This window comes from Pollutimonas thiosulfatoxidans, assembly GCF_004022565.1.
GTDB classification, from domain to species: Bacteria; Pseudomonadota; Gammaproteobacteria; order Burkholderiales; family Burkholderiaceae_B; genus Pusillimonas_D; species Pusillimonas_D thiosulfatoxidans.
On record NZ_CP022987.1, the window covers coordinates 1857357 to 1869571 of the forward strand.

Below are 12215 nucleotides of genomic sequence, written 5' to 3' on the forward strand. Positions count from 1 at the left end.
AGCGGGCAATCGTAATGCCGATTGTGCGCAAGCCCTGAAAAGCACGCTTGCGCATCTGCGCTTTAAAAGGAATCCACCTTGACGGGTTTGCGTCATTACACAAGAAAAAGCTGAAATCTGGATGAATGAGTTAAAGATAACGTGGTTTTAATTGTGCCGCCAAACGACGCTTGTGTCTATGCAAAAGCGTCCCATCCAGCGCGGCCGGCCACCCGGCGCCACTACCTATGATGCCGAACTGGCGCACGCCTTCGGTACAGCGGTGCGTGCGCTGCGCACGGAACGCGGCATCGCCCAGGAAATGCTGGCGAACCTCGCCAATGTTGAACGCTCCCATCTGGGCAAGATCGAGCGCGGCGAACACACGCCCACCCTGGCGATTATCTTCAAGATCGCCGGCGCGCTGGAATGCAGCACGGCCGTGCTCATGACCCGGACAGAAGCCCAGCTTGCCCAAGGCAAGGTCTCAGAATAAAGGTCTGGGGCGGCTGTGCCGCCATGGGCTGTTAGGTGAACAGGCGCCCCGCCGAAAGGCGGGGCGCGGTGGTTTAAGCCGCCTGCGGCTTGCTGCGCGACCACAGCAGATCATGCGTGCCGTCCTCGTCTTCGATCAGGCGGGCATAGACCGTGGCCGGGAACGTGGGGTCGTCCAGGGTGACGGACAGGTATTCCCGCCCGGCCTCGCTGGTTTTCTTCCACGCCGCGCCGATGTCATGACTCGCCGCCTGCAAGCGGAAGTCGGGGGCTTTGTCGTTTTCGCCCTTGTCGTTGGCAACCAGCTTGACCTTGACATTGAGCGTCAGGGTGCGCAGGGTGCCGGTGTAGCCATCTTTGTCTGCGGTGAAGGTGCCGATGTTAGCCATGATGATTCTCCTTTCAGGAATTCAAGGTCGCGCCAGTGCGTCCTTGTTGTGATCCGGTCGGCGGGGGTGGGCGGGCCGCACCGCGCCAGCGGCCGTAACAACGTGAAGGGCCGGGAAGCACAAAGAATTTGTCCCGCGAGGAAGCCGCCCGCGGCGGCGGGGAAATTGTTTGTGCTGGACGGTTGCGACCAATAAGCCCGAAGGCTTGCCGTCCCCCGCCAGGATTCACGACAAGACAAGGACGTACAGGCCGACCGTCCTGCAAAGAGAGGTGGCGAACTCGGTTTCTCCGCATACAGGCTTGACCGGCAAGCGCCCTGATGCGGGCAAGAACCAGGCTCCCAATGTGGGGTGAAAACGCACCCGCCGCAAGTGGCGGCGCTGTCGTCGAAAACGCGGTGTGGAAGCTCCATAAGCCAGACCGGGCAGCGTGTCGGTGAACCGCCCCTCCTGATGTCCAGACAAACAACCGCCAGCATCGAGGACGGCACGCTTGCGTGCAACCTGCGCCAGCAAGCCCAGGCGTAGCGTGACCCGCGCCGCCGTTTGGCGGGGCGCCATATAAAAACCGAAAGCACTTGAGGCTGCCTATCTGACAACAGCACAGGGTATAACGCGCCCTGTGCTGTTGTCGGAGCTTTACAGTTGCCCCCGCTCTGCCAGTGAGGTTGTGCTTGCCGCCGTCACGAGGACATGATCGAGAAGCCGTACGTCTACCATCGCCAGCGCGTTTTTCAGATGTTTGGTCAGGTTCAGATCCGCCATGCTTGGCTCGGTTGAACCCGACGGATGGTTATGCGCCATGATGAGCGCGGCTGCGTTCAGACGCAGCGCCGTCTTAACGATCTCGCGGGGATAGACGCTGGCCTGACTCAACGTGCCCGACCCCTGCTCGATATAGCGAATCGGCTTGAAACGTGAGTCTAGATACAGGAAGGCGGCGCATTCGTGTCCCAGCCCGGCCAGCTTGGCCTGAAAAAACTGCTTCACCTTGGTCGGCTGATCGACCGGCGACGATTGGGAAACCAGGCTTTCCGCAGCCGTGCGGCCCGCCGCCAGAATCTGCTCGTCGCTGGCCAGCTTGTAGCGGCCGCTGGGACTGCGTACATACAGAGCGTATGTCTCGTCCATGTTGTCATAGCTCAGTGCGGCGATGGTGTTGTTCATGATGCTCTCCAGTGTTCAGGGCGGGATTGCCCGGAACCCGAAGGCATGGCGCAGCGCAGGTTTCAAGGGTCAAAGACGGCCAGCGGCCGCAAGCGGCGCCCACGGCGACGCGCCGCCCTTGAAAATAAGAACGACATGACACAATGACCGGGAGTAAAACAGCCCCCACCGTGTCACTGGGTTTTGCGTTGGAATCCTCTGCGTGCAACGCAGCCAGACTTTAATCGTTGCGGGTCGCGCAACGTGCACGCGCAGTGCGCAGCGCCCCCCGACGCGAAGGCGTGAGGGATGGAAGCCGAATGGCCGTGACGGCAAAGCCGGCATGTGGCGCTGCCCGACAGCCCGGCGGCGCGTGCGCCGACACGCACGGATTTATCCACAGATTCTGTGAGCAAGCCTGTGCATAAGAGATGAAGACTTTATGACAGCCCTTGTCATTCCGTGCCTTGCGCCTGGATGGGCTGCTATTTGTCCAGCGCAGCGATGGCCGCCCGCCCCCAGGCGCGCTTGTGTCATAGGCTCCGGTCGCCGCTGGCCCGGTGGGCGGCGAACGGCTGATTTGGCTTTTCGCTTTGGCTGTTATCACCGGGCGCGGCGATGCCGCGTCCGGATTTTGCCCACCGTCCACAATGACGGGGAGACATTGTGGACGGTGCGAAATAAACCCATGAACCGCCAGCGCCCCGGCTGAAACCGGGGCGCTGGTTGCTCGTCAGGGTTATGCGGCGACGGCATTCACCGCATCATTCAGCGTATCGGCATCCTCGACGGTTTCACCATCTTCGTCTGCCGCCATGTCCTGCGAGGCTGCCACCCGGAAGATGGCGGGCATCCATCCCATACCGGCCACCAGCCGTTCGGCTTCGCTGGCAATATCGGCCTTTTTCAGCTTCGCCAGCCGCGACACCTGATCAGGCGCGAACTCGCCCACGGCATCCAGAATCACGGCCTTGGAAATGTGCTTGAAGTAGCCTTCGGCGGTCGGCTGCCACCATGCCGCCATGTCCAGCCCCACGGCCTGCGCGAGCTCCGCACCCGGTTGCTGTGCGGTAGCGCGGGGGGTGATGATGTCCACCGTTGCCGCCGCGCATACTGCCAGCAGCCGCACCAGTGCATCTTGCGGCGTTGCCAGCAAGACGGTGAACAGGTCGGCGCTGTCCTGCGGCAAGCCTTCGCTCAAGACCTTTTGCAATTCTGCCAGCGCCACGGCGGCGGGAGATTCCGGCCAGTCCGGGGCCATGCTTTCCAGCCGGTCTTGCACGGTCAAGCGTATTTCCAGTGGCAAGCCGTCGCGATGATAGCGATCACGCTGCAAAACCGTCTGCACCATGCCATGCACCACAGCGGCCAGGGCAGCTTGTGGATTCCGGGCCAGTTCGATTTGCAGCGCAGCGGTGCGGTGGGCGCTCAAGCGCTGCGCCAGCCGGTCGGTCATGGAAGCGGCCTTGGGCTGTTCGTCATCCTCGCCTTCGCCGTTAACGTCATCCTCACCGCCGAAGCCTTGGCGCAGCCGCTCCAAAGTGCGCAGCGCCTTCGCTTCGGCTTCACGCATCAGACCGCGATACACCACAATTTCCCCTTGCCGATCAAGGGTAACAATGGCCCCTGCGGCGGCTTTCACGTTCGGGGCGTAATCCAGCAAGCGATCTTCCAGCGCCTGCAATTGTTCGCCCAAGCTGTCGCCCTGCTCCTGCAAGGCATCGGCTTTTTCCTCGTCATCATCGCTCAATGCCGCATCAATCGCTGCACCAGTGGCCTGCATCTTGGTTTCCAACCGCTCCATGCGCTCGGCCTCCCGCTTGGTGGGATTGCGCCGCTCACGTGGGGCTCGCTGGAAGGCTTGCAGGTCGGCATAGGTGGCAAAGGGCGTGGCATCCACCCAAGCCCACCCCTCCGCCTTCACTGTGGCCGCGTGGTCGTCCAGCTTTTGGCGCACCAGCGTTTCCAACAGTGCCGCGTCGGTGACATACACGCCACTATCGTCCTGCGCGAACAAATCACGACGAATGCCGCCGCCTGCGGCTTCGTAGGCGTCCAGTCCGACGAAGCGCACCAGCGCATGGCCTGCGTCAATTTCTCGCTCGGTCAACCGATCACGCAAGGCATGGGGGCTGCGCTGCCATTCGGGCGCGTCATAAAACGCGGCGTCTTGTGCCGCATGATCGTCTGTGATGGCAAGGGCCATCAACTGATCAAGGTTCACGGCATCGGCGCGGTAATCGGCCAGCAGGCGCGGCGAGACGTTCGCCAGTTTCAAGCGGCGCTGCACCACCAGCGGGGTGACGCTGAAATCCGCCGCAATGTCTTCAATGGGTCGGCCTTCCTTGACCAGTGCCGCAAACGCTTCAAACTGGTCTGCCGGGTGCATGGCCTCACGCTGCACGTTTTCGGTCAGGCTCACGGTGCGGGCGCTGGCGTCCGGCACCAGCAGGCATGGAACCTCCCAATCCTTGGCGATGCGGCGCTTTCTCGCCAGCAGCTTGAGCGCCGCCAGCCTGCGGCCACCGGCCACGACCTCGTAATGCTCGCCATTGACGGCGGCGATGACGGTGAGGTTTTGCAGCAGCCCCACGCGGGCGATGCTTTCCGCCAGCGCATCAATCGACTGGCCTGCGGTCTTGGACTTGCGCACGTTGCGCTTTGAAACGCGAAGCTGCGACAGCGGTACGAGAATCAGGTTTTGCGCCGGGGCGGCGGCTTCGGGCGTAGCGGTGTCGATAGCTTGGGCTTCGGTGTGGTTGATCGCGTTCATGGTGAACACTCCTTGAGGTTTTGCATTGCAGCCATGAAAAGCGCGGCAAGGGTGGCTGCCTGCCCCTGCCGCGTAGGGGAATCAGGCTTTCAACTGGCGCATACCCTCGGCCAACAGCCACAGGGAACGGTTCAGGCGAATGTCGGAATCAATGCCCTGCACCGCTCGGGTGCTTTGGCGGCGACCGTTGGCGCTGCGGCCACGCAAACCGCCTTTGGTGAGGTTTTCTTGCAGGCGGTTGAAGGTCATCCACAGATCGGGGCGGCGGTCGTCATACCGGCGCGGCATCAGAATCTGGCTTTCGGTGATAGGTGCAGGTTTGTCGGGGTCGTCGTACTTCAGGGCCAGTGCTGCGCGTGCGAGAACCTCGGCTTCTCCCGCGTCCAGCGTGATCGCCTGCATGGCTTCGCGGGATTCCTGTACCCGCTCGAAACCGTCTAGCACTTCATAAGCACCTTCGATGACCTGCCCGGTAATGTCGCCTTTATGCGGGATGCGAACATCGGCGACGGTGTCGCCGCACACCAGCCCATTGGCGCAAACAAATCTGAACGCGCCCGCCAGCATCTGATAGCTGCTCGTGCCATCGTGCGAGTTCAAAAGAATGATTTCATTGGCAATGCTGTCATTCACCTGATTGGCATGGCGCAGGCGAATCATGTGTTTGGTGTGTTCGCGCCGGTCTTCGTTACGTACCCGGGTCTGCGTCACCATGAAGGGTTCAAAACCTTCTTTCCGTAGCTCCGTCAGCACTGCCGCCGTGGGGATGTAGCTGTAGCGTTCTGAACGGCTTTCGTGTGGAGCATCGGCATAGATGGACGGCACCACCGCCCTGATCTGATCGTCCGATAGTGGGCGGTCGCTGCGAAGCACGGGGGAATGGGGAGCGAAGCGGGATGCAAGCATGGGATTTCTCCTGACAAAGAAAGGGTTTGCTGTTCACCGCACACCGGATTCCAAGATTCGGAAGCCCAACGCTTTTGAGCTGTTGTTGTGCGGTCGGCACGAAGAACCCGGTTGGCCTCGTTGCCACCGTCTTTCCTGAGTTCGTCGCCCGCGACGGTCAGGAGCCCACGAACGGGGGCCGTCAAGGAAAGAAGCGTCAGGAGGGTGCGGCCCGCAGGCGCAGCCGAGGACACGGCCTGGCGCGCCTTGACGGCACGCGGCCACGGGCTACAGTCGCGGACAAGGTGATGAAGTCAGGAAAGATGGTTGAGCAGGCAACGGCCAGGTCTTTGGTGTCGCCCGCAGGCAAGCGAAGCGCGCAGGCCCGAAGCGGGGAAGCCGGGCCGTAGGCGTCAGGGATGTGGAAGGCTGGCGATAGGCAGTCCCGTCAGGGATGAGCGGGAGCGAACCTGGAGCAGCGTGGTGCGCGAAGCGCAGACGCTATGGTTTGATTAGGTGATGAACTTCAACAGCGACAACACCGCCCTGTTCATTTTTGATACATTCTTGAGGGGCGCCACTGCCTTTCGTGGCAAGAGACGACAAGAAGTGGCAATGCTGGTCGGGCACATATTGCCATCCAGTCATTCGTTCGGCTGTAGCCTACACCATGTTCCCCAGATAGCTGCCGTAAAAACCACCTTTCTCACACCAAAGGAATATCTAGAATGGATTTCATTACTACCGGAGTCATCGCAAGCACGATTTACGACGTATTGAAACGCGGCGCTCAATTAAGCGGCGATATTCTAAAGAGTCGTTTAGGTAGCTGGATTAAAGACGAGGTGGTTGCTGATGCTTTGGCCACCGAACTTGCGAAACTCAATATCAACGACGAGTTAAGTGAGCTAGCCATTAATCGCCGCCTAGAAAATTCCTCGCAATTACTCACCCTACTTCAAGAAATCAACGCAAAGGCTGCCATAGCTACGCCATCCACAATCAATACCGTCACTCAAACTCACAACGGCAGTGGCGACAATGTAGCAGGCAACAAAATCACCCAGTGATCAATAATCAGGAACCGCATACGTGAGCACAATTGAGCAGAGCCACACCGGTGTTGGTGATAACGTGGCTGGCGATAAGATCATGGTCCAGATCAAATCGCTGGCTCCGGCTGATCTGATTCCTCCAATGGATTTGGTGCTCGAAAGCCTTCGAAAAAAGGATAATGCTACGGCCAAAACCCAGATGGTCATGCTCAAAGCCATGGCCCAGCGAGACCCTGAAGCTGCCGCCTTGGTAGAGGTCATTTCAATCTATAGCGGACTGGTTGAAGCTCAAGATCACGATGACGCCTGGAAAACCGTTGCGAAGATCATCTCGACCGCAAGCAATCATGTGGTTAAGGACATGTGCTTAGCGGCGCTCCTGAAGTTGTCAAGTGGTACTGATCGCGAACAGGCGGCGAGAGACCTTTTTGAAGGAAAATCGCCTCCCGGACCGTACTCCCAAGAGACGTATCTACGTTTGTACGCAGACAAGGAGTACCTGGAGGCAGCGGGAAAAGGAAACCCCACAGAGGCAGAACTGACTGGGATCGTTGAGGGTGCCGCCCGACTGCAACTAACAGATCTGATGCTGCGAATGGCCAAGCACTTGGATACGTGGTTTCCCTCCTACAACTCCAAGGTGCTTCTTACCATCGCAACAGGCATGAAGTTCAACCCTGATCTTGCTAAATGTCACTTTTGGTTGAACCGGCCCGCAGTGAAGGAAGGGCTGGACGATCTGGCTGACCACACTGCTCAGCTATTCGAGCAATCGGAAGGCACCGATATACGCGTCCAGGAACTGGCCTGCTCCATTTTCAACGCTTATCAGGGCTACGCACCACTCAGCTTATTCAAAACGCTGAAAAAGCACCTTCCGAATCTTGATCCCACTCGATCTGCTTCTATTGCGATGTGCAAGGCTGCTTTAGGTGACGAGACCGCGCTGAACGAATCACAGAGGGAGCTGAAAGCGGCAACTGAAAATCCTCAAAAGCGCACTGCCTGGTGCAACCAGTTCCTTGCAGCGAATAGTCACCCAATCAGCGACATAATGCCCTTCCTTCGACTGGCAACACCACCCGAGCTCGAAGAATGGGTGGGTCGTGAGCATATACTAAATGACGCCTCTGAAATGGAGGAAGCTTACGTTCGACTGTTAGTCCACGCCCTTAAGCACGATGAAGATAACCATAGTGCACGGCAGAGACAGGAATTGGCCCAGCACGCGGATCGTTTCATTTCGCGATGGGGGAACGACATAACGACCTTGATGCCGGAAGTGGTATTTGAATTGGCAGAAAAGCTATCCGCCAGCAAACTACCTAATAAGGCAATCGAGTTCACCTCCCGTCTCATACCCGATGACACGTTATGGCCGTCTCAGTTCGTCGTAGCCTATCTGAGATGCTTACTTGAAGCGGAGCAGTACGAAACATTCGAGAAGGTGATCGACAAAATCAAAGATGCAGAAAAGTCTGTAATGATCTTAAACCTCAGTGCGATGAAAGCCGAGCGAATGGGGGATATCACATCTGCACTGAAATTTAGTGATCTCATGGTCGAGTATGCACCTGATATGGCATATGCATGGTATCAGGGCTGCCACCTTCGAGCGCGCCATCAGAGTTTAGCCGAGCAACAGCTTTTTCATCAGAGGATACCTGATGCTGTGCTGCAATCTCCGATTCCCGAGGTCATGGCCATTCTTGGGTTTCTTACCCGAGCCGGGAACTTCAAACGCGTAGAGCCGCTGTGGGTGGATTGGTTCATCCAATCCCCCAGAGACCGAGCCGTCGACTTGGTAAATTTCCACTTTGGCACAGGCCTCATGACCGACTTAGACTTAGATGTCTCGGCTACATTAGAGCAGTGCGCAGTTGCCATTGAGTATGAGCAGGAAGGAAATATTCAGACTCGGCTGATCGTTGAGGACGACCAAAACTCCGGTGAATACACATTGAGGTCCTCCAGCCACTTGGGGAGGCTGCTGCAAGATCTGCCGAAAGGCGAAAGCGCCAATTTGGGAATGGCTACTTACAGGGTGATAGACCGCCTGCCCCCTTACGTGGGGTGTTTACGTCTTGCATTAAGACTGCGACATATCCACAACGATGGCAGCGATTGCTTCGTCATGATGCAGATGCCATCTGACCCTGCTGAGTTAGTACCCTATTTAGAGAAAAAACTCGGCCAAAATTCAGATGCTGAGCGTCGCAAGCAACTGGAAGAGGTTGATGCCTTACCGTTATATATTCGTGGTCATGCGCTCTATCCAAACGATGCTTTTAAAAGCGCTTTGAATTGCTGGCCTGACGTCCGGATTCCCAAATCACCCCTATGGAATCAAGGTGAGGCTAGCCCTAATGCCATTGTGCTTGACGCTTACGGCATTGGCTACTTAGCAACTACAAACCTAGTCCGCGCAGTACTAGATGCTGGCATTTCATTTATTTTACCCGCAGCCACCAAAGAGAAGCTGACACAGTTCATCAATGAGATCTCCGATGAAAAGTTCATGCTCTTAGGTGTGACGGATAGTGGAAGACTTGTTCGAACCACGGCATCGGATATTCGCGAAAATAGCGCACACATAGTAGAGACGCTGCAATTAGTGCTGGACAATTCATCTGTAGCCTATCCGATGGCTCATGATGCAAATCTTGAGGTTTTTTCAATCAAGGAAGGGATAGACGCTACCGTCTACGATGCCATTCAGCTTTCCATGGCCAATAACATTCCTTGGTTTTGTATGGATGGGGCTTTTTCTGCTTTACACCACGCCAACAAGAGTCCTACGGCAAATGTAGCCGCTATAGTTCTTCGGGCTGTGTCAAAAGAAGAGTTCGACTTTGAGAGTCTGCGACACGGCTTTTTACTTTACTCTGTTGGCGCCCTTCCACTGGCATTCACTGCCCAAAATCTCCATTCGCTAGCACAAACACCAAATCCGTTGGCTAGTTTCATTCTGTTCCAACTGATAAAAAATCACGGTCGCCAAATTTTTTCAGATGAAGGGGAATCCGAGCTGTTGCTCCATTTGATTTTTGTTCATCTGTCCAGTCGCTATACCTTTGGCGGAGATCTCAGAACTCTATGGCCACGCTACACACCTTGGCAGATTTTCACCGATCATGTATTTAATCACGGACTCAGCCTATATCTCTCATTTGGCAAGGGCTACACGGAACTTCGACTAGCAAAGGTTATGAAGTACATGCTCTTCAGAACAGGGACGCACCACGCCCTTTGGGAGCATATTTGTCGAAAATTTTTAAGCTTTGCTGAAGGGCATTTCATGTCTTTAAAAATTATCGCTGAATATTTTCAATCATTTGAATCCGAACCATGAAAAAATCTGCACACACTGTTTGTTTTTAGCAAACGTAACGCGCAGACCCGACTCAACCAGACGGACCGAAGGTGTCATGCCGGATAACCATGACTTGAAGCACGGGCGGGCGCATCCCCGCGAACGCGACTGCTCCTGGCTCCAGGCCTATCGGTGAGACGACATACCCCGAGGCCACCCCACACACCCGCCTACGCTCAACTACGCCCACACAAGTTTCCCCAATAACAAACCCCGGCAACAATTTCCCCATGCTGGTTCGGTTGCATTGTGGCACCGACAACACAGGGAGAACGCCGTGAGCAATCCAAGCCGATGGGTACTCGTCAAGCGGTTTGCCGAAGTCACTGGCTACAGCGAGAACGCGGTGCGCCACAAGGTTAAAGGCGGAATTTGGCTGGAAGGTCGCATCTGGCGCAAAGCGCCGGATGGCCGTATCTTTTTGAACCTTGCAGAGTTCGAACGATGGGTGGAAAGCACAGCGCACGCCAGATCCTTCTGAGTGACGTTTAGAAGGCATAAGCATCCGTCACCTGTTGGGAATGGCAATTCTTGCAATACGACCAATGGTCGTATATAATTCGGGGATTAGCTGCAAACGCGCAGGTTTCCACCATTCTTGTCTATGTCTGAATCGACGAAGCAGCAAAGCCCGCCGGTCGCCACCATTCGTGATGCCCGCATCGTAGCTGGCCTTACTCAAACGGAAGCCGCGCAAATTGTGCGGGTATCGCTGCGCGCATGGCAGCGTTGGGAGGCGGGCGACCGTTCCATGCCTCCCGGTCTTTTCGAGCTTTTCATGCTCAAGACCGGCCAATGGCCCTTGAACGAGCAAACGAAGGCGGAGTAAGCATAAGCAGCAGGAGCATCGTGATGGCAGTCGAAGCAGTAGCGAAGACCGGCTTCCCCGGCATCTGGATACACGGCAAATCGATCCGCGTGGACTTCATGCACCAGGGCGTGCGCCATCGGCATACGCTTGGACTTGACCCCACCAAAGCAAACCTCAAGCACGCCGCGCGTCTGCGCAGTGCGGCTCTGTATGCGTTGCGCACCGGCACCTACAACGAAGCAGAAATGTTTCCGCACACGCGCCCAGCGGAAAGCACTGCCCAAACCAGCAAGCGCCTGGTCGACCTGTGCGACCGCTACAAGCCGCTCAAGGCGGTCGACATCACACCGGAAACACAGTCACGCTACGAGAACGCGCTAAACGTCTGCCTGGAGACGATCGGCCGCGACCGCCAAGTCGACGCGCTCAAGCCCGCCGACATCCAGCAGTTGCGAGTCGATCTGATCGCCACCCGCGCGGTCTCTACCGTCAACCACTACCTCGCAACCTTCTCCGGCTTCCTGTACTGGTGCGAAGACAACGGATACTGCAAGGATCTGGCCAAGCATTGCACCCGCTTCACCAAAAGCCACAAAGACCCCGACCCGTTGAGCTTCGAGGAGTATCAGTTGCTCATTGATAAAGGCTGCATACACCCGATTGACCGGGCGGCAGTCACGTTGGCGGTCTATACCGGACTACGCCCCGGCGAACTGCTGGCATTGGCTTTGGAGGACGTGGCCACCGACCTGAGCAAGATTACGGTACGCCGGTCAGTGACCCAATCCATGACGTTCAAGGTTCCCAAGACAAACAAGGAACGCACCGTCTTGCTGTTCCCGCCCGCCCGTGAGGCACTGCGGGTGCTTATCGAGGACGCCAAACATCGCAAGCCCGCTGATCTGCAAGTCTGGCTAAACCGCCATGAATCGCGTACCGACCGCGTGCGCGTTCTCCTGTCGCCCAAAACTCAAGCACGCAGGAAGGAAGTCAACGAATTCTTTGTGCCCAGCGCCTGGAATACCAAATGGAGCAACCTGGTCCGACGGGCGGAGATTCGCCCACGCCCACCCTATCAGACGCGGCACACCTACGCATGCTGGAATCTGACGGCTCGCGGAAACTTGGCCTTTATCGCCAATCAGATGGGCCACAATGATTACTCCATGCTCGTGCAAGTGTACGCGCGCTGGATAGATTCAGAGTCTCCCAGCGAGCTGGAACGTATCTGGGAGAGCATGCAAAACATGCGTCAAATTGTCCCAAATTTGTCCCAAGAAAACCGCGAAGAAACAGTAACTATTTGATT

11 protein-coding genes are annotated in these 12215 nt (G+C 57.0%); 6 read left to right on the forward strand and 5 right to left on the reverse strand.

The genetic code is table 11. The features are described from left to right. The first annotated feature begins 178 nt into the window (after positions 1 to 178). Positions 179 to 475 carry a helix-turn-helix domain-containing protein gene (locus CKA81_RS08955; protein WP_118994202.1) on the forward strand — a complete coding sequence of 99 codons (297 nt, stop codon included), beginning with the start codon at positions 179 to 181 and terminating at the stop codon, positions 473 to 475. Between the two features lie 73 nt (positions 476 to 548). On the opposite strand, the gene CKA81_RS08960 is transcribed toward CKA81_RS08955, so the two are convergent. From CKA81_RS08960 to CKA81_RS08980, 5 genes are all read right to left on the reverse strand, one after another. Beyond that, positions 549 to 863, reverse strand: a complete 315-nt coding sequence (locus tag CKA81_RS08960) for a DUF736 domain-containing protein (RefSeq protein ID WP_128354955.1) — start codon at positions 861 to 863, stop codon at positions 549 to 551. 225 nt (positions 864 to 1088) lie between these two features. Beyond that, a complete protein-coding gene (locus tag CKA81_RS08965) occupies positions 1089 to 1424 on the reverse strand; it encodes a hypothetical protein (protein WP_128354956.1) in 336 nt (111 codons plus the stop codon). A gap of 78 nt (positions 1425 to 1502) precedes the next feature. Beyond that, the gene (locus CKA81_RS08970; RefSeq protein ID WP_164878371.1) at positions 1503 to 2030 is read right to left on the reverse strand and encodes a JAB domain-containing protein; all 528 of its coding nucleotides are present in this window, start codon (positions 2028 to 2030) and stop codon (positions 1503 to 1505) included. 718 nt (positions 2031 to 2748) lie between these two features. Then, on the reverse strand, positions 2749 to 4782 hold the full coding sequence (locus tag CKA81_RS08975; protein WP_128354957.1) for a ParB/RepB/Spo0J family partition protein: 2034 nt from the start codon (positions 4780 to 4782) through the stop codon (positions 2749 to 2751). Between the two features lie 81 nt (positions 4783 to 4863). Next, positions 4864 to 5688, reverse strand: coding sequence for a DUF932 domain-containing protein (locus CKA81_RS08980; protein ID WP_118994198.1), 825 nt, complete (start codon positions 5686 to 5688; stop codon positions 4864 to 4866). A gap of 707 nt (positions 5689 to 6395) precedes the next feature. Between CKA81_RS08980 and gapS6a the strand changes: the two genes are divergently transcribed. The 5 genes from gapS6a to CKA81_RS09005 all read left to right on the forward strand — a co-directional run bounded on the left by gapS6a (position 6396) and on the right by CKA81_RS09005 (position 12213). Next, a complete protein-coding gene (gapS6a, locus tag CKA81_RS08985) occupies positions 6396 to 6737 on the forward strand; it encodes a GapS6a family protein (RefSeq protein ID WP_118994197.1) in 342 nt (113 codons plus the stop codon). A 22-nt stretch (positions 6738 to 6759) separates the two neighbouring features. After that, positions 6760 to 10074 (forward strand): GapS6b family protein, encoded by a 3315-nt coding sequence (gene gapS6b, locus CKA81_RS08990; protein ID WP_118994196.1) that lies wholly within the window; start codon positions 6760 to 6762, stop codon positions 10072 to 10074. Positions 10075 to 10372: 298 nt separating this feature from the next. Further along, positions 10373 to 10576 carry an excisionase gene (locus CKA81_RS08995; RefSeq protein ID WP_118994195.1) on the forward strand — a complete coding sequence of 68 codons (204 nt, stop codon included), beginning with the start codon at positions 10373 to 10375 and terminating at the stop codon, positions 10574 to 10576. Positions 10577 to 10699: 123 nt separating this feature from the next. Continuing rightward, complete coding sequence (locus CKA81_RS09000) at positions 10700 to 10924, forward strand: helix-turn-helix domain-containing protein (protein WP_118994194.1); 225 nt, start codon at positions 10700 to 10702, stop codon at positions 10922 to 10924. 23 nt (positions 10925 to 10947) lie between these two features. Beyond that, a complete protein-coding gene (locus CKA81_RS09005; protein ID WP_118994193.1) occupies positions 10948 to 12213 on the forward strand; it encodes a tyrosine-type recombinase/integrase in 1266 nt (421 codons plus the stop codon). Positions 12214 to 12215: the final 2 nt, after the last annotated feature.

What these genes read in the sequence shown, in the direction of transcription:
- CKA81_RS08955 (WP_118994202.1), top strand. Translation starts at nt 179, where the DNA reads ATGCAAAAGCGTCCCATCCAGCGCGGCCGGCCACCCGGCGCCACTACC.
- CKA81_RS08960 (WP_128354955.1), bottom strand. Translation starts at nt 863, where the DNA reads ATGGCTAACATCGGCACCTTCACCGCAGACAAAGATGGCTACACCGGC.
- CKA81_RS08965 (WP_128354956.1), bottom strand. Translation starts at nt 1,424, where the DNA reads ATGGCGCCCCGCCAAACGGCGGCGCGGGTCACGCTACGCCTGGGCTTG.
- CKA81_RS08970 (WP_164878371.1), bottom strand. Translation starts at nt 2,030, where the DNA reads ATGAACAACACCATCGCCGCACTGAGCTATGACAACATGGACGAGACA.
- CKA81_RS08975 (WP_128354957.1), bottom strand. Translation starts at nt 4,782, where the DNA reads ATGAACGCGATCAACCACACCGAAGCCCAAGCTATCGACACCGCTACG.
- CKA81_RS08980 (WP_118994198.1), bottom strand. Translation starts at nt 5,688, where the DNA reads ATGCTTGCATCCCGCTTCGCTCCCCATTCCCCCGTGCTTCGCAGCGAC.
- gapS6a (WP_118994197.1), top strand. Translation starts at nt 6,396, where the DNA reads ATGGATTTCATTACTACCGGAGTCATCGCAAGCACGATTTACGACGTA.
- CKA81_RS09000 (WP_118994194.1), top strand. Translation starts at nt 10,700, where the DNA reads ATGTCTGAATCGACGAAGCAGCAAAGCCCGCCGGTCGCCACCATTCGT.
- CKA81_RS09005 (WP_118994193.1), top strand. Translation starts at nt 10,948, where the DNA reads ATGGCAGTCGAAGCAGTAGCGAAGACCGGCTTCCCCGGCATCTGGATA.